Consider the following 15,868-nt stretch of genomic DNA (forward strand, 5'->3'; position numbering starts at 1 on the left):
CCCCGGCGGTGAGGTCCTGCCCGGGCGCCCCGTGCGCGCGAGGGGCGCCCTGGCGTACGGAAAAGCCCCCGGCCGGTGACCGGGGGCTGTTTCACGTGGAACCGAAGCGGAACCGCGGCGCCTACTTCGCGCCGGTGTCCCTCGCCACAGAGTCCTTGGCGTCGGCGGCCTTGGCTCCGCCCTTCGCCGAGGCGACGGGCTTGCGGAGCTGGATGTTCAGCTCACGCAGCCGCGTCTCGTCCAGCTCGCTCGGAGCGCCCATCATCAGGTCCTGGGCGTTGCCGTTCAGCGGGAAGGCGATCGTCTCGCGGATGTTGGGCTCGTCGGCCAGCAGCATGACGATGCGGTCGACACCCGGGGCGATGCCGCCGTGCGGCGGGGCGCCGAGGCGGAAGGCGCGGAGCATGCCCGCGAACTCCCTCTCGACGGTCTCCGCCTCGTAGCCGGCGATCGCGAAGGCCTTCAGCATGACCTCGGGCTCGTGGTTCCGGATGGCGCCGGAGGACAGTTCGATGCCGTTGCAGACGATGTCGTACTGCCAGGCCAGGATGTCGAGCGGGTCCTTCTCCTCCAGGTCCTTCATGCCGCCCTGGGGCATGGAGAAGGGGTTGTGCGAGAAGTCGATCTTCCCGGTCTCCTCGTCCTTCTCGTACATCGGGAAGTCGACGATCCAGCAGAAGCGGAAGACGTCCTCCTCGAATCGGCCGGCGCGCTTGGCGGCCTCGACGCGGACGACGGACATGATCTTGGAGACCTCGTCGAACTCGCCCGCGCCGAAGAAGACCGCGTGGCCGGGAACGAGGGACAGACGCTCGGTGAGGGTCTTGACGTCCGCCTCGGTGAGGAACTTGGCGATGGGACCGGCGAGCGTGCCGTCCTCGCCGACGCGGATCCAGGCGAGGCCCTTGGCGCCGTGCTCGACCGCGTAGGCGCCGAGGCCGTCGAAGAACTTACGGGACTGGCCCGCCGTGTCCGGCACCGGAAGGGCGCGGACGTGCTTGCCGGCGAAGGCCTTGAACTCCGAGTCCGCGAAGATGTCGGAGATGTCGACGAGCTCCAGCTGGGCCCGCAGGTCCGGCTTGTCGTTGCCGTACTTCAGCATCGACTCGCGGAACGGGATGCGCGGGAACGGCGAGGTCACCGGGCGGCCGTTGCCGTACTCCTCGAAGAGCTCGGTCATGAGCTTCTCGATCGGCTGGAAGACGTCCTCCTGCTCGACGAACGACATCTCGACGTCGAGCTGGTAGAACTCGCCGGGCGAGCGGTCGGCGCGGGCGTCCTCGTCGCGGAAGCAGGGCGCGATCTGGAAGTAGCGGTCGAAGCCGGAGATCATCAGCAGCTGCTTGAACTGCTGCGGCGCCTGCGGGAGCGCGTAGAACTTGCCCGGGTTCAGGCGGGAGGGGACCACGAAGTCACGGGCGCCCTCGGGGGAGGTCGCGGCGAGGATCGGGGTCGCCATCTCGTTGAAGCCGAGGGCCACCATCTTGGAGCGGATGGACGCGATCACGGACGAGCGCAGCATGATGTTGCGGTGCATGCGCTCGCGGCGCAGGTCGAGGAAGCGGTACTCCAGGCGCCGCTCCTCGTTGACCCCGTCCTCGGCGTTGATCGTGAAGGGCAGCGGGGCGGCCTCGCCCAGCACCTCGACCTCGGTGACCTCGATCTCGATCTCGCCGGTCGGGAGCTCCGGGTTGACGTTGTCGGCGCCGCGCGCGGAGACCTTGCCGTCGATCCGGACGACGGTCTCCTTGGTCAGCTTCGCCAGGGCGTCGTTGCCCGCGGTGCCGGGGCGGGCGACGAGCTGCACGAGACCGTAGTGGTCGCGCAGATCGATGAAGAGGATGCCGCCCAGGTCTCGGCGATTGTGCAGCCAGCCGCTCAGCCGGACGTCGGTGCCGACGTCAGAGGCGCGGAGCTCGCCGCAGGTGTGGGACCTGTACCGATGCATCGTCGTTCATCCAGTCTTCGCGGTCGGGGTGGATTGACACCCCAGGCTACCGCCCGTAGGCGCACCACTTCATTGGCATTGCTGCCGCACGGTCCTCCGGGACGCGCGTACGAACGTCCCGGGGGTCCTGCCGGGCGGCCGTCCCTCGGTGGCGTCCACGGAGAACATCTTCCTAAAGTGGGGCAATGCGTACCGAGGAGATCCTGGCTGCGATCGGGACGGGTCTGTGGAGCTGGGACAGCTCCTCGGGCACGGTCTCGCTCGACGCCGAGGCCGCCCGGTTGCTCGGACTGCCCGCCGAGCCCGTGGTGCGCCCCGGCGAGGAGGTGCGCCCCCGCTTCCACCCCGCCGACTGGGAGGAGATCGACGGGGTGGTGAACTTCGCGATCGCCGAGGACACCGTCGCCGAGGCCCGCATGCGGATCGTGGACGAGGCCGGCAGGGTCGTACGGACGGTGCGCACCCGTTCCAAGCCGGTGCCGGTCGACTCCCCCGGCCGCCACACGTACGTGCTGATGGGCATCCTCCAGGAGGTCGCGCAGCCCCCGGAGACCATCGCGTCCCACACCCCGCTCACCGGGGACTGGCGCCGCTCCCGGGAGGCGTTCCTGCTCGACGCGGGGCGGGCGCTGGCCGAGGCGGGGTCCACGGCGGAGGTGCTGCGGGTCGCCGGTTCGCTGTCCATGCCCGGCTTCTCGCCGGACGGGCTCGCCGTCTTCGGCGTCTCCGGCGACCACTTGACGGTCGTCGGACACCACGGGCACAACATCGGCGCCGAGAAGCCGTTCATCGACATGCCCCTGGAGACGGACTACCCGGCGGCCGAGGTCGTGCGGACCGGACAGGCGATCTACCTGTCGTCCCCCGAGGAGTACCGGAAGCGGTTCCCGGCCACCTGGCCGCTGGCCCGCGACTTCGGACGCCGGTCGTGGGCGTTCCTGCCGCTGGTGTCGTCGGGGCACACCACAGGGGCGTGGATGGCCGGGTTCCGGCACAGCGTGGCCTTCTCGCCGGACGAGCGCTCGGTGCTGACCACGGTGGCCAGGATGCTCGCGCAGGCCCTCACCCGCGCCGGCGCCGCCGAGACGGAGCGGGAGCTCTCGCTGGGCCTCCAGAAGGCGATGATGCCCTCCCTCGGTCCGGGCGTCGACGGCATGACGATCGCGGCGCGCTACGTCCCCACGGGAGGCGGCCTCCAGGTCGGCGGCGACTGGTACGACGTCATCGCGCTCCCGAACGGACGCATCGCGCTCGCCATCGGCGACGTCCAGGGCCACGACGTCCGTGCCGCGGGCCTGATGGGCCAGTTGCGGATCGCCCTGCGCGCCTACGCCGCCGAGGGCCACCGCCCGGACGCCGTGCTCTCCAGGGCATCGCGCTTCCTGTCCGGCCTGACCGACGCGTACGAGCCCGCCGACGGGGAGGACGGATCCGACGCGACCCGCTTCGCCACGTGTCTGTACGCGGAGGCCGACCCGGAGACCGGCACCCTCGACATCGCCCGGGCCGGCCACCCGGACCCGGTCGTGATCAGCGTCGACGGCACCGCGGTGATCCGGCAGACCGCGGGAGGACTGCCCCTCGGCATCGAGACGGACGCCGACTACCCGACGACCCGGGTCGTGCTGGGACCGGGCGAGACGATCATGCTGTGCACGGACGGGCTCATCGAGACCGGCGGGCACGACATGGCCACCGGCTGGACCAGGCTCCGGCCCGTCCTGGAGAAGCCCGCGGAGGACCTGGAGGAGCTCGCCGACGCCCTCGTCCAGGCCGTGCACGGCCCCGGCTCGCACTACACGACCGGGCCCCTCGTGGACCGGCGCGAGGACGACATCGCGGTGCTCGTACTGCGCCGGGAGGCCGCCCGGACCCGGAAGCCGCCCGGGCGGCGCTCGGCGATGACGATCGCCCAGGCCGAGCCCGAGCGGATCGCCGCGGCCCGGCAGCAGGTGCGGGAACTGCTGCACGACTGGGCGGACGCGGAGCAGGTCGACTCCGCGGAGCTCATGGTCTCCGAGATGTCCACGAACGTGCTGGTCCACACGGACGGCGACGCCCTGCTCCTGGCGGAGGTGACCGGCCCGCGCGGCGAGCGGAGGCTGCGCGTGGAGGTGGCCGACGCGAGCGACGAGCTGCCGCACAAGCGGCGGCCCGGCGAGATGGCGTCCAGCGGCCGCGGGCTGGTGCTGATGGAGATGCTGGCCGACGCCTGGGGCGTCGACCCACGCGGCGAGGGGAAGTCGATCTGGTTCGAGCTGTACGAGTCCGAGGATCCGCCGGAGCTCGGCCGGTCCGCCTCATGAGCCCCCGGCGGCCTCGTGTCCCAGGGGTTCCGTGCCGTCGCCGTGGTGCGTGCGCAGCACCCCGATCACGCTGAAGAGCGCGGCGCACAGCGGCACCGCCAGCAGGAGGCCCAGCAGCCCGGCGACGCCGGCCCCCGCGGTCAGGGCGATCATGATCATGGCGGGATGCATCTGGACGGTCCTGCTCTGGACGACGGGCTGGAGCACGTGCCCTTCCAGCACCTGGACGGCGAGCACCACGCCCAGCGCCCACAGGGCGATCGCGAACCCCCGGTCGGCCAGTGCGACGAGCACCGCCACACCGCCGGAGAGGACGGCGCCCAGGTAGGGGATGTAGGCGGCGACGAAGACGAGCGCGCCCAGTCCCACCGCGCCCGGAACCCGCAGGATCAGCAGGCCCACGGTGATGCACAGGGCATCGATCAGGGCGATGACCGTCGTGCCCCGCATGAAGCCCTCGACGGCCTCGAAGGCCCTGCGCCCCATGGCCTCCACGAGGTGGCCGGTGCCACGCGGCGCGAGGCTGTGGGCGAGCCTCGCGGCACGGTCGGAGTCCCGCAGGAAGAAGAAGGTCAGCAGCAGGGCCAGGACGGCCGTCGTCACGAGCGACCCGAGCAGTCCGATCCCGCTGAGCAGTCCGCCCGCCGCGCTCGCGCCGAACTTCTCGACGAGTTTCCTGGCGTTGTCCTCGAAGTCGTCCACGTCGGCCGCACCGCCGATGTCGAAGTGGTCGACGACCCACTGCCCGGCTTCCTTGAGGGAGTCCACGATCTGGTCGCCGGTGTCGACGAGGGCGGTGACCACGATGTATCCGGCGCCCCCGACCACCGCGACGAGCGCGGCGCAGGTGAGACCTGCGGCCAGGGATCTGTTCACCCCGCGCGCGCTCAGCCATCGGTGGACGGGCCCGAGCAGCGCCGTACCGAGCAGCGCCAGCAGGATCGGCGTGACCGCGGTCTTGAGGGCGACGCAGAGCCAGATCGCCACCGCCGCGACCCCGGCGGCCAGGAGCAGGACACCGCACCATGCGGCCGTCCGCCGCGCGACCTCGGGCAGGAGGGGCTTCCGGGTAGGCACCCGCCCACCCGATCACGGGCCGGGACCGGTGTCCCTCCCGCAGCGGCGTACGGGTGACGGACCGTCACCCGTACGCCGCTACGGGGCCTTTCACATGCCGTGGACGGCGGGGACCTTGCCGAGGCGGCCGGCCTGGAAGTCCTCGAAGGCCTGCTTGAGCTCGTCCTGGGTGTTCATCACGAACGGCCCGTAGTGCGCCATCGGCTCACGGATCGGACGCCCGCCGAGGAGCACGACCTCCAGGTCCGGCGTGTTGCCGTCCTGGTTCTCGTCGGCGCGGACGGTCAGCGAGGACCCCTTGCCGAAGACCGCGGTCTGCCCGGTACGCACGGGGCGGCGCTCCGCGCCGACGCTGCCGCGTCCTGCGAGGACGTAGGCGAGGCCGTTGAAGTCCTCGCGCCAGGGCAGGGTCACCTCGGCACCGGGCCGGACCGTGGCGTGGACCATGGTGATCGGGGTGTGCGTGATGCCCGGTCCCTCGTGGCCGTCCAGGTCACCGGCGATGACCCGCAGCAGCGCGCCGCCGTCGGGGGAGGCGAGGAGCTGGACCTGTCCGCCGCGGATGTCCTGGTAGCGCGGGGCCATCATCTTGTCGGCCTTGGGCAGGTTCACCCAGAGCTGGAGGCCGTGGAAGAGCCCGCCGGACATGACGAGCGCCTCCGGGGGCGTCTCGATGTGCAGGAGGCCCGAGCCGGCCGTCATCCACTGGGTGTCGCCGTTCTCGATGGCTCCGCCACCGCCGTGGCTGTCCTGGTGGATGAAGCTCCCGTCGATGATGTACGTGACGGTCTCGAAGCCGCGGTGCGGGTGCCAGGGAGTGCCCTTGGGCTCACCGGCCGCGTACTCCACCTCACCCATCTGGTCCATCATGATGAACGGGTCGAGGTGCCGGTAGTTGATCCCGGCGAAGGCGCGCCGCACCGGGAACCCCTCGCCCTCGAAACCGCTCGGGGCGGTCGTGACGGTGAGCACGGGGCGGGCCACGGCGTCGCCCGGAGCTGCGATCTTGGGCAGGGTCAGCGGGTTTTCGACGGTCACTGCGGGCATGGGAGCCACCTCCGGAAGTCTTCTGCACCCAATTTAGTTGAACGCTGAACATCTTGCAAGCGCACGCGCGCCCCGGTCGCCGGAGACCGGCGCTCCGGTCCCTCGCCCGGACAGACCGAGGGCCCGCACCTGCTCGGTGCGGGCCCTCGGGCCACCTCGTGCGCGGACGCCCGTCAGCCGTACATGCGGCGCATGGCGAAGTCCACCATCTGCTCGACCGCCTTGGCGTCGAAGACCATGCGGTGATCACCCTCCATGTCCAGGACGAAGCCGTACCCGGTCGGGAGCAGGTCGATCACCTCGGCGCCGGTGATCACGAAGTACTTGGACTCCTTGCCCGCGTAGCGCCTCAGCTCCTTGAGCGTGGTGAACATCGGGATCACCGGCTGCTGGGTGTTGTGGAGGGCGAGGAAGCCCGGGTTGTCACCGCGCGGGCAGTAGACCTTCGCCGTGGCGAAGATCTGCTGGAAGTCCTCCGCGGACAGGGATCCGGTCGTGAAGGCCCGTACCGCGTCGGCCAGGGAGGGCGGCGAGGGCTCGGGGTACAACGGCTGCTCGCCGTAGCCGCCGCCCATCTGCTGCTGTGCACCCGCGTGCTGGTCGTAGCCATACATGCCGCAAAGAGTAATCGGACACATCTGTGCCTCGGGGGGTTGCGTCTTATTACTGACGGGTAGCATCATCGTGGGGGTCAGGTGGGACACCCACGCCAGGCCGTCCGTCGCCCGATCCTCACTCCTCCCCGGGGCGCTGCGCGCCACTGCTATTGATTACGGAGCCTTCCCATGGGGCACTACAAGTCGAATCTCCGCGACATCGAGTTCAACCTCTTCGAGGTCCTCGGGCGCGACAAGCTCTACGGCACCGGCCCGTTCGCGGAGATGGACGTCGACACCGCGAAGAGCATCCTGGACGAGGTCACCCGCCTCGCGGAGAACGAGCTGGCCGACTCCTACGCCGACTCCGACCGCAACCCGCCGGTCTTCGACCCCGAGACCAACACCGCGCCCGTCCCGGCCTCCTTCAAGAAGTCGTACCAGGCGTTCATGGACTCCGAGTACTGGCGCCTGGGCCTGCCCGAGGAGATCGGCGGCACCACCTCCCCGCGCTCCCTGATCTGGGGCTACGCGGAGCTCCTGCTCGGCGCCAACCCGGCCGTCTGGATGTACTCCTCCGGCCCGGCGTTCGCCGGCATCCTCTTCGACGAGGGCAACGAGGCGCAGAAGAAGGTCGCCGAGATCGCCGTCGAGAAGCAGTGGGGCTCGACGATGGTGCTGACCGAGCCGGACGCCGGTTCGGACGTCGGCGCGGGCCGCACCAAGGCCGTCGAGCAGGAGGACGGCTCCTGGCACATCGAGGGTGTGAAGCGCTTCATCACCTCGGGCGAGCACGACATGTCCGAGAACATCCTCCACTACGTCCTGGCACGCCCCGAGGGCGCCGGCCCCGGCACCAAGGGACTCTCCCTCTTCCTGGTCCCGAAGTTCCACTTCGACTGGACCACCGGCGAACTCGGCGCGCGCAACGGTGTGTACGCGACGAACGTCGAGCACAAGATGGGCCTCAAGGCCTCCAACACCTGCGAGATGACCTTCGGCGACCAGCACCCCGCCAAGGGCTGGCTGATCGGCGACAAGCACGACGGCATCCGCCAGATGTTCCGCATCATCGAGTTCGCCCGCATGATGGTCGGCACGAAGGCCATCGCCGCCCTCTCCACGGGCTACCTCAACGCCCTGGAGTACGCCAAGGAGCGCGTCCAGGGCACCGACCTGTCGCAGTTCATGGACAAGGCGGCCCCCAAGGTCACCATCACGCACCACCCCGACGTGCGCCGCTCCCTCATGACGCAGAAGGCCTACGCCGAGGGCATGCGCTCGCTCGTGCTGTACACCGCCTCGGTCCAGGACGCGATCCAGGTCAAGGAGGCCGCCGGCGAGGACGCCAAGGCGCTCAACGGCCTCAACGACCTGCTGCTCCCGATCGTGAAGGGCTACGGCTCGGAGAAGTCCTACGAGCAGCTCGCGCAGTCGCTCCAGACCTTCGGCGGCTCCGGGTACCTCCAGGAGTACCCGATCGAGCAGTACATCCGCGACGCCAAGATCGACACCCTGTACGAGGGCACGACGGCCATCCAGGGCCAGGACTTCTTCTTCCGGAAGATCGTCCGCGACCAGGGCGCCTCGCTGAACGCCCTCTCCGAGGAGATCAAGAAGTTCCTCGCGGGTGCCCAGGGCGACGAGGAGCTGTCCGGCTCGCTGGACCACCTCGCCAAGGCCGCGGTCGACCTGGAGGCGATCGTCGGCACGATGATCACCGACCTCACCGCGACCGGTGAGGACGTCAAGAACATCTACAAGGTGGGCCTCAACACCACCCGCCTGCTGATGGCCTCCGGTGACGTCGTCGTCGGCTACCTGCTCCTCAAGGGCGCGGCCGTGGCCTCCGAGAAGCTGCGCAACGCCTCCCCGAAGGACGCCGCCTTCTACCAGGGCAAGATCGCCGCCGCGAAGTTCTTCGCCGCGAACGTCCTGCCGGGCGTCTCCGCCGAGCGCGCGCTCGCCGAGTCGGTCGACAACTCGCTGATGGAGCTGGACGAGGCCGCTTTCTAGCCCCGCCGTTCCACGTCCGTCACGCAGTACAGGTGCGGCCCGCCCCCGTAGCAGGGGGCGGGCCGCACCTATGATCCCGGTGACTACCGAGGGGGATGAGGTCATGGGCACCACACCGATGAGGACGGCGGGCATACGGTGGGCGGCCACCGGGGCGGCCGCGCTGCTGCTTGCCGGCTGCGGAGCCGCCGAGGACGCGGCGACGGCCCTGGACAAGGCGCAGGTCGCCTCGGTGCTGCCGGACGAGGACGCGCTGCCCGGGTGGGGCATCACGAAGAAGCCGTCGGCCGCCGCCATGGACGAGGTCGGCCCCGGGGCCGTCTGCCTGTCCGCGAAGAACGAGGGCTGTGAGGACTCCGCCTTCCTCGGCTCCGTCTCCTTCCAGCGGGACGACGAGAACGCGCGTGCCAGCTTCTGGATGGTCGCGTACAAGGACGAGAAGGCCACCGAGGCCGCGTACGACGTCCTGTGGAAGCAGACCGCACGCACCGCGGGCAAGGACGAGGCCGACCTGGGTTCCCCCGGCGCGGAACGCGACGCCGCGGCCGGCCCCATGGGCTACGACGGGGCGTACGCCGTGACCGGGCAGATCCGGGTGGGGACGGCACTGCTCTGGGTCTCGTCCGACGCCCGGAGCGAGAAGGCGCTCGACAGGGATCTCGTGAAGGACCTCGCGGCCCTGTTCTCCGACCGCGCACAGCAGGCACAGAACGGCGAGGAGCCCTCCGCGCGGCTCTGACGGCTCCGGGACGGGCGCTTTACGGACGGCTGCCGCGGGCATGGCGGCCGTCCGCCGTGAACCGTCCCGGGCGGCCGTCGTTAAAGTGAAGAACATGAGCTCTTCCCTCCGCTTCGACCGCGGGCACACCGACGACCTGATGGCCTTCCTGATGGCCAGCCCCTCCCCGTACCACGCCGTGGCCACCGCGGCCGCGCGGCTGGAGAAGGCCGGTTTCCGGCAGGTCGAGGAGACGGCCGCGTGGGACGGCTCCACGGGTGGCAGGTACGTCCTGCGGGGCGGCGCGATCGTGGCCTGGTACGTGCCGGAGGGGGCAAGTGCCCACACCCCCTTCCGGATCGTGGGGGCCCACACCGACTCCCCCAACCTCCGCGTCAAGCCGCTGCCCGACACCGGGGCGTACGGCTGGCGCCAGGTCGCCGTCGAGATCTACGGCGGAACCCTCCTGAACACCTGGCTCGACCGCGACCTCGGCCTGGCCGGGCGGATCTCGCTGCGCGACGGCACCCACCGGCTCGTGAACATCGACCGCCCGCTGCTGCGGGTGCCCCAGCTGGCCGTCCACCTGGACCGCTCCGCCAACCCCGACGGCCTCAAGCTGGACCGCCAGAAGCACATGCAGCCGATCTGGGGACTCGGCGACGTCGAGGAGGGCGACCTCATCCGCTTCGTCGCCGAGGAGGCCGGCGTCGACCCCGCCGAGGTGACCGGCTGGGACCTGATGCCGCACCCCGTCGAGCCGCCGGCCTACCTCGGCCGGGACCGCGAACTGCTCGCCGGGCCCCGGATGGACAACCTGCTCTCGGTGCACGCCGCGACGGCCGCACTGGCCGCCGTCGCCGGGCAGCCGGACGAGGAGATCCCGTACATCCCCGTCATGGCCGCCTTCGACCACGAGGAGAACGGCTCCCAGTCCGACACCGGTGCGGACGGTCCGCTGCTCGGCACGGTCCTGGAGCGCTCCGTGTTCGCCCGTGGCGGTTCGCTGGAGGACCGTGCCCGCGCCCTCGCCGGCACCGTCTGCCTCTCCTCGGACACCGGCCACGCCGTGCACCCCAACTACGCCGAGCGGCACGACCCGACGCACCACCCGGTCGCCAACGGCGGCCCGATCCTCAAGGTCAACGTCAACATGCGGTACGCGACCGACGGCAGCGGCCGCGCCGTGTTCGCGACGGCCTGCGAGAAGGCGGGCGTGCCGTGGCAGACGTTCGTCTCCAACAACGCGATGCCGTGCGGCACCACGATCGGCCCCATCACCGCGGCCCGGCACGGCATCAAGACCGTCGACGTCGGCGTGGCCATCCTGTCGATGCACAGCGCGCGCGAACTCTGCGGCGCCGACGACCCCTACCTCCTGGCCAACGCGCTGGCCGCGTTCCTCGCGGGCTGAAACACGTCCCAACCGCCTTCCCGGACATGCTTGTTGCCGGGCCGGGTACGCGGTCCGTACACCGGCCCGGATTCACCGGGCCGTCGAGGAGGCGGAAATCATGGGACTCGGAGGATGCATTCTCCTGATCGGTGCCGGGGCGATTCTGGCGTTCGCCACGGACTGGGAGATGGACACCGTCAACGTCGACCTCGTCGGCTGGATCATGATGCTCGTCGGCCTCGTCGGGGTCTTCGTCTACGTGAGCATCGCGCGGCGCCGCCGCATGGTCGTGCCGCCCACCACCACGGTCGTCACGGAGGACGAGCGCCGCTACCAGTGACGGCGCGCGGAACGCACCCCGCCTGCCCGGAACGGCCCCCCGCCCGGGCGAGCGGGACCACTCATGCCGTGAGGTCCCGCCCCGCATCCCGGGGACGGGACGCACGGCCCGTCAGGCCTGCTCGTCCATCCCGGCCAGCACCAGCGGAAGCCGGGACGTACCTCCCGCGGTGACGCTGACGGGAACGCCCCAGTCCTGCTGGTGCACGTGGCAGGCCGGGTACTCGTTCGCCGGGTCGTCGTCGCAGGAGGCCGCCATCGCGGAGACGTGGAGGACGCCCTCGGTGAACCCGTCCGCGAGGACCAGGTCACGGCTCAGGTCCGTCCCCTGGCCCGCGCCCTCGGCCAGGAGTTCCGGCGGGGTCGAGGAGACCAGGAGTCGCGTCGAGGGCCCGTAACGGACATCCAGTTTCTGCCCGGCGGGCGCCTGGAAGACCACGTCCAGCCGCAGCGTGCCGGCGGCGACCTCGGTGGCCGCCCGCTGCGTGCGGTGCGCCCGGTCCGCGACGCGCACGGCCTCCTCGGGCAGCCGCAGCCGGGTCAGCCGGTGCCGGGCGGACTCGACGACGACCAGGTCGCCGTCCACAAGGACCGCGTCGCTCGGCTCCCGCAGGTCCGTCGCCAGCGTCGTGACCTCACCGCTCTCCGGGTCGAACCGGCGCAGCGCGTGGTTGTAGGTGTCGCTGACGGCCACGGAGCCGTCCGGGAGGGCCGTGACGCCCAGGGGGTGCTGGAAAAGCGCCTGGCCTGCCTCCCCGTCACGGTGTCCGAAGTCGAAGAGCCCCGTGCCGACGGCCGTGTGCACGGCGCCGTCCAGGTCCACGTACCGCAGGGCCGAGGTCTCCGAGTCGGCGACCCAGAGCCGGTCCCCGGCCGCCGCGAGACCGGAGGGCTGCGCGAACCACGCCTCGGGACCGGGCCCGTCTACCAGACCCTCGTTCGTCGTACCGGCGGCGACCCGCACGGTCCCCTGCTCGGGGTCGTAGGTCCACAGCTGGTGCACGCCGGCCATGGCGATCCACAGCCGGTCGCCGAACCAGGCGATGTCCCACGGCGAGGACAGGTCCACCTCGGCGGCCGGGCCGCTGGTGGGGGAGCCCTGCCACCACTGGCGACCGGTCCCGGCGAGCGTCGTCGTGACGCCCGTCGCGAGGTCGAGGGCCCTGATGGCGTGGTTGACCGTGTCCGCGACGGCGATGCGGCCGTCCGGGAGGAGGGCGAGGCCCTGGGGCTCGCTGAACCGCGCGTCGGACCGGCCGCCGTCGGCGAACCCGCGCTCGCCGCTGCCGTAGTGCCCGCGCACGGTCTCACCGTCGGCGTCGAGCTCGACCAGGCGGTGGCGCGTGGTGTCGGAGACCAGGAATCCCCCGTCGGGAAGGACGAGTGCCTTGCCGGGGAAACGCAGATGGGTGGCGACCGGCTCCGGTGCCACGTACGGGCCGTCGCCACGCCGCAGCGTGCCCTTCTCGGTGTGCTCGGCCTCCAGCTCCTCGATCAGCTTCCCGATGGCGTGCGCGTGCCCCTCACCGGCGTGCTGGGCGACCACGTAACCCTCGGGATCCACCACGACGAGGGTCGGCCACGCCCGCACGGCGTACTGCTTCCAGGTGGCGAGCTCGGGGTCGTCGAGGACCGGGTGGTGCACCCCGTACCGCTCGACGGCGTCGACCACGGCCTCGTGCTCGGCCTCGTGGACGAACTTCGGCGAGTGGACGCCGATGATCACCACGGTGTCGCGGTGCTTCTCCTCCAGCTCGCGCAGCTCGTCGAGCACGTGCAGGCAGTTCACACAGCAAAAGGTCCAGAAATCCAGGATGACAATGCGTCCCCGCAGGTCAGCCAAGGTGTACTGCCGGTCGCCTGTATTGAGCCAGCCGCCCTTGCCGATCAGTTCGGGGGCGCGGACACGTGCACGTGCTGTCATGCCAACAGTCAACAGCACCGTGCCCTGCGCGCATTCCGGTCAGGCGTCGGGGAACCTGTGATCCATGAGACTTCTCGTACGTGAGCGGCTGTTCGGCGTCGGCGACGACTACTGGATCGAGGACGCGGACGGGCGCAAGCTCTTCCTCGTCGACGGCAAGGCCATGCGGCTCCGCGACACCTTCGAGCTGAAGGACACGGACGGCCGGGTGCTGGTGGAGATCCGCCAGAAGCTGATCAGCCTGCGCGACACCATGCTCATCGAACGGGACGGCGACGAGCTGGCCAAGGTCAAGCGGAAGCGGCTCTCGCTGCTGCGCAACCACTACCGGGTGACCCTGGTGGACGGCACGGAGCTGGACGTCAGCGGCAAGATCCTGGACCGCGAGTTCGCCATCGACTACGACGGCGAACTGCTCGCCCAGATCTCCCGGCGCTGGCTCACCGTCCGGGACACGTACGGCGTCGACATCGTGCGGGAGGACGCCGACGTGCCGCTGCTGATCGCGGTCGCGGTGTGCGTGATCGTGCTCGCCGACAAGGAGCACGAGGACTGAGCACCGGCGCGGCACCCGGGCCCGGTTTCACGTGAAACCGGGCCCGGGTGCCGCGTCCTCAGCGCGGCGGCGCGAGACCGAGGCGGCGGTCCTTCAGGGCCGGGAACTGCTCCCGGGTGGTGGCGGTCCTCGCCGGGTCGAACTCGACGGTGAGCACCTCCTCGGCCGCTCCGGCCTCGGCGAGCACCTCGCCCCAGGGGTCCACGACGATGCTGTGGCCCGCCTGCTCGACTCCTCCGTTGGTGCCCGACGAGCCGACCGCCAGGACGTACGCCTGGTTCTCGACGGCGCGGGCCTGCGCCAGCAGGGTCCAGTGCGCGCGCCGGCGCTCAGGCCAGCCGGCCGGGACGACCAGGATCTCGGCGCCGGCGTCGACGAGCCCCCGGAACTGCTCGGGGAAGCGCAGGTCGTAGCACGTGGCGAGGCCGAGGGTGGTCTCGGGCAGTGCGACGGTGACGAGTTCCTCGCCCGCTCCCATCATCACCGCCTCGCCCTTGTCGAACCCGAACCGGTGGATCTTGCGGTACGCGGCGACGCGCTCCCCCTCGGGGGAGAGGACGAGCGAGGTGTTGTAGAGGGTGCCGTCATCGGCGCGCTCGACGAAGGAACCCGCGTGCAGCCAGACGCCGGCCTCGGCGGCGGCCTTCGCCATGACGTCGTGCGTGGGGCCCCGCAGCGGTTCTGCCGCGTCCTCGAACGCGGTGTAGGCGAACGCTCCGACAGGCCAGAGTTCGGGCAGGACGACCAGGTCCGCGCCCCGCTGGGCCACGACCAGTGAAGCCGCGCGCTCTCTACGGGAATTGATCGATTCATCCGGGTTTGCAGCGATCTGGATGAGGGAGGCGTGCACACTACCACCGTCCTGGCATGGAAGCCGTCAACGCGGGCCTACGATCGTCACACGAAAGCACTGCCGGGGTGCCTGCTCGCAGCGTAACTTAGCGAGCGAACCTCCCACGCAGCCCGCAGACAGCGCCGTCGCTGCCGGCCCTCCCGTCGGCAGTCCCTGCTCGCCAGCCCATGCACCGCAGAACCGCACGAGGGGTCCCGTGACCGTCCATCCCAGCCTCCAGACCTACGCCGACGCCTGGACCCACTCCGTCGAGTCGATATCCGAGCTGGTCAAGCCACTCGCCGAGGGGGAGTGGAACCGCCGAACCCCCTGCCCGGGCTGGTCGGTCCGCGACATCGTCTCGCACGTCATCGGCATGGAGTGCGAGCAGCTCGGCGACCCCCGGCCGATCCACACCCTGCCGCGCGACCTCTACCACGTGCAGAACGACAAGCAGCGCTACATGGAGATGCAGGTAGACGTCCGGCGTCACCACACCGCGCCGGAGATGACCTCGGAGCTGGAGTACACGCTCATCCGCAGGATGCGTCAGCTCCGCAACGAGTCGCGCGACCCCGGGACCATGGTGCGGGCCCCTCTCGGTGCCGAGCAGACCCTGGAACTCGCACTGCGCATGCGGGCCTTCGACGTATGGGTGCACGAACAGGACCTGCGGACGACGCTGGGGCAGCCGGGCAACCTCGACTCCCCCGGCGCCCTGCTCGCCAGGGACGTCCTGCTGATCGGGCTGGCGAAGGTGGTCGCCAAGGACGCGGGCGCGCCGCCGAATTCCGCCGTGGTCTTCGACGTGCACGGCCCGGTGGAGTTCCTGCGCACGGTGCGGGTCGACGGCGAGGGGCGCGGCTCGGTCGACGGTGCGCCGTCCCTCGGTCCCGCCGCGACGCTGGCGATGGACTGGGAGACGTACTACCGCCTGGCGTGCGGCCGGGTGCGTCCGCACGCCGTGGAGGACCGGATCAAGATCGACGGGGACCAGGACCTGGCGGCAGAGATCCTGCGGAACTTCGCCGTCACCCCGTGACGCCCGGCCGGCGACGCGCCCGTCCGGCTGTGGACGGGGCGGGCGCACCGCCGGGCCGGCCGCGCGGGCAC

At 70.8% G+C, this 15,868-nt stretch carries 13 protein-coding genes; 7 read left to right on the forward strand and 6 right to left on the reverse strand.

Annotated features, from left to right (window positions below):
• Positions 1-121: 121 nt before the first annotated feature.
• Positions 122-1,948: an aspartate--tRNA ligase gene (gene aspS, locus OHT61_RS15750; protein ID WP_329038957.1), complete on the reverse strand. Its 1,827-nt coding sequence runs from the start codon at positions 1,946-1,948 to the stop codon at positions 122-124.
• 185 nt (positions 1,949-2,133) lie between these two features.
• On the opposite strand from aspS, the gene OHT61_RS15755 reads away from it, so the two are divergent.
• The gene (locus OHT61_RS15755) at positions 2,134-4,254 is read left to right on the forward strand and encodes an ATP-binding SpoIIE family protein phosphatase (RefSeq protein ID WP_329038960.1); all 2,121 of its coding nucleotides are present in this window, start codon (positions 2,134-2,136) and stop codon (positions 4,252-4,254) included.
• Here the strand turns inward: OHT61_RS15755 and OHT61_RS15760 are convergent.
• From OHT61_RS15760 to OHT61_RS15770, 3 genes are all read right to left on the reverse strand, one after another.
• Positions 4,249-5,331: an AI-2E family transporter gene (locus OHT61_RS15760; protein WP_329038962.1), complete on the reverse strand. Its 1,083-nt coding sequence runs from the start codon at positions 5,329-5,331 to the stop codon at positions 4,249-4,251. The two genes, OHT61_RS15755 and OHT61_RS15760, sit on opposite strands and share 6 nt — an antisense overlap.
• A gap of 90 nt (positions 5,332-5,421) precedes the next feature.
• Complete coding sequence (locus OHT61_RS15765) at positions 5,422-6,378, reverse strand: pirin family protein (RefSeq protein WP_329038964.1); 957 nt, start codon at positions 6,376-6,378, stop codon at positions 5,422-5,424.
• Positions 6,379-6,551: 173 nt separating this feature from the next.
• Positions 6,552-6,992 carry an SseB family protein gene (locus OHT61_RS15770; RefSeq protein WP_329038966.1) on the reverse strand — a complete coding sequence of 147 codons (441 nt, stop codon included), beginning with the start codon at positions 6,990-6,992 and terminating at the stop codon, positions 6,552-6,554.
• Between the two features lie 171 nt (positions 6,993-7,163).
• Here OHT61_RS15770 and OHT61_RS15775 point away from each other — a divergent pair, with 171 nt between their 5' ends.
• The 4 genes from OHT61_RS15775 to OHT61_RS15790 all read left to right on the forward strand — a co-directional run bounded on the left by OHT61_RS15775 (position 7,164) and on the right by OHT61_RS15790 (position 11,444).
• Entirely contained in the window at positions 7,164-8,990 is a 1,827-nt protein-coding gene (locus tag OHT61_RS15775) for an acyl-CoA dehydrogenase (protein ID WP_329038968.1), read from the forward strand.
• Between the two features lie 103 nt (positions 8,991-9,093).
• On the forward strand, positions 9,094-9,729 hold the full coding sequence (locus OHT61_RS15780; protein ID WP_329038970.1) for a hypothetical protein: 636 nt from the start codon (positions 9,094-9,096) through the stop codon (positions 9,727-9,729).
• Between the two features lie 94 nt (positions 9,730-9,823).
• Positions 9,824-11,122: a M18 family aminopeptidase gene (locus tag OHT61_RS15785; protein ID WP_329038971.1), complete on the forward strand. Its 1,299-nt coding sequence runs from the start codon at positions 9,824-9,826 to the stop codon at positions 11,120-11,122.
• A gap of 100 nt (positions 11,123-11,222) precedes the next feature.
• On the forward strand, positions 11,223-11,444 hold the full coding sequence (locus tag OHT61_RS15790; RefSeq protein WP_031090542.1) for a DUF6458 family protein: 222 nt from the start codon (positions 11,223-11,225) through the stop codon (positions 11,442-11,444).
• Positions 11,445-11,555: 111 nt separating this feature from the next.
• On the opposite strand, the gene OHT61_RS15795 is transcribed toward OHT61_RS15790, so the two are convergent.
• Entirely contained in the window at positions 11,556-13,367 is a 1,812-nt protein-coding gene (locus OHT61_RS15795) for an NHL domain-containing thioredoxin family protein (protein WP_329038975.1), read from the reverse strand.
• A gap of 64 nt (positions 13,368-13,431) precedes the next feature.
• Between OHT61_RS15795 and OHT61_RS15800 the strand changes: the two genes are divergently transcribed.
• Positions 13,432-13,923, forward strand: a complete 492-nt coding sequence (locus OHT61_RS15800) for an LURP-one-related/scramblase family protein (RefSeq protein WP_329038977.1) — start codon at positions 13,432-13,434, stop codon at positions 13,921-13,923.
• Between the two features lie 58 nt (positions 13,924-13,981).
• Here OHT61_RS15800 and OHT61_RS15805 read toward each other — a convergent pair whose 3' ends face one another.
• Positions 13,982-14,773, reverse strand: a complete 792-nt coding sequence (locus tag OHT61_RS15805) for a carbon-nitrogen family hydrolase (RefSeq protein WP_329038978.1) — start codon at positions 14,771-14,773, stop codon at positions 13,982-13,984.
• A 199-nt stretch (positions 14,774-14,972) separates the two neighbouring features.
• Here OHT61_RS15805 and OHT61_RS15810 point away from each other — a divergent pair, with 199 nt between their 5' ends.
• On the forward strand, positions 14,973-15,797 hold the full coding sequence (locus tag OHT61_RS15810) for a maleylpyruvate isomerase family mycothiol-dependent enzyme (protein ID WP_329038981.1): 825 nt from the start codon (positions 14,973-14,975) through the stop codon (positions 15,795-15,797).
• The last annotated feature ends 71 nt before the right edge of the window (positions 15,798-15,868 follow it).

Origin of the sequence: Streptomyces sp. NBC_00178, assembly GCF_036206005.1 — a bacterium.
Taxonomy (GTDB): Bacteria; Actinomycetota; Actinomycetes; order Streptomycetales; family Streptomycetaceae; genus Streptomyces.

Excerpts from the sequence above, each read along its gene's own strand:
- aspS (WP_329038957.1), bottom strand. The coding sequence starts at position 1,948 with ATGCATCGGTACAGGTCCCACACCTGCGGCGAGCTCCGCGCCTCTGAC.
- OHT61_RS15755 (WP_329038960.1), top strand. The coding sequence starts at position 2,134 with ATGCGTACCGAGGAGATCCTGGCTGCGATCGGGACGGGTCTGTGGAGC.
- OHT61_RS15765 (WP_329038964.1), bottom strand. The coding sequence starts at position 6,378 with ATGCCCGCAGTGACCGTCGAAAACCCGCTGACCCTGCCCAAGATCGCA.
- OHT61_RS15770 (WP_329038966.1), bottom strand. The coding sequence starts at position 6,992 with ATGTATGGCTACGACCAGCACGCGGGTGCACAGCAGCAGATGGGCGGC.
- OHT61_RS15775 (WP_329038968.1), top strand. The coding sequence starts at position 7,164 with ATGGGGCACTACAAGTCGAATCTCCGCGACATCGAGTTCAACCTCTTC.
- OHT61_RS15780 (WP_329038970.1), top strand. The coding sequence starts at position 9,094 with ATGGGCACCACACCGATGAGGACGGCGGGCATACGGTGGGCGGCCACC.
- OHT61_RS15785 (WP_329038971.1), top strand. The coding sequence starts at position 9,824 with ATGAGCTCTTCCCTCCGCTTCGACCGCGGGCACACCGACGACCTGATG.
- OHT61_RS15790 (WP_031090542.1), top strand. The coding sequence starts at position 11,223 with ATGGGACTCGGAGGATGCATTCTCCTGATCGGTGCCGGGGCGATTCTG.
- OHT61_RS15795 (WP_329038975.1), bottom strand. The coding sequence starts at position 13,367 with ATGACAGCACGTGCACGTGTCCGCGCCCCCGAACTGATCGGCAAGGGC.
- OHT61_RS15800 (WP_329038977.1), top strand. The coding sequence starts at position 13,432 with ATGAGACTTCTCGTACGTGAGCGGCTGTTCGGCGTCGGCGACGACTAC.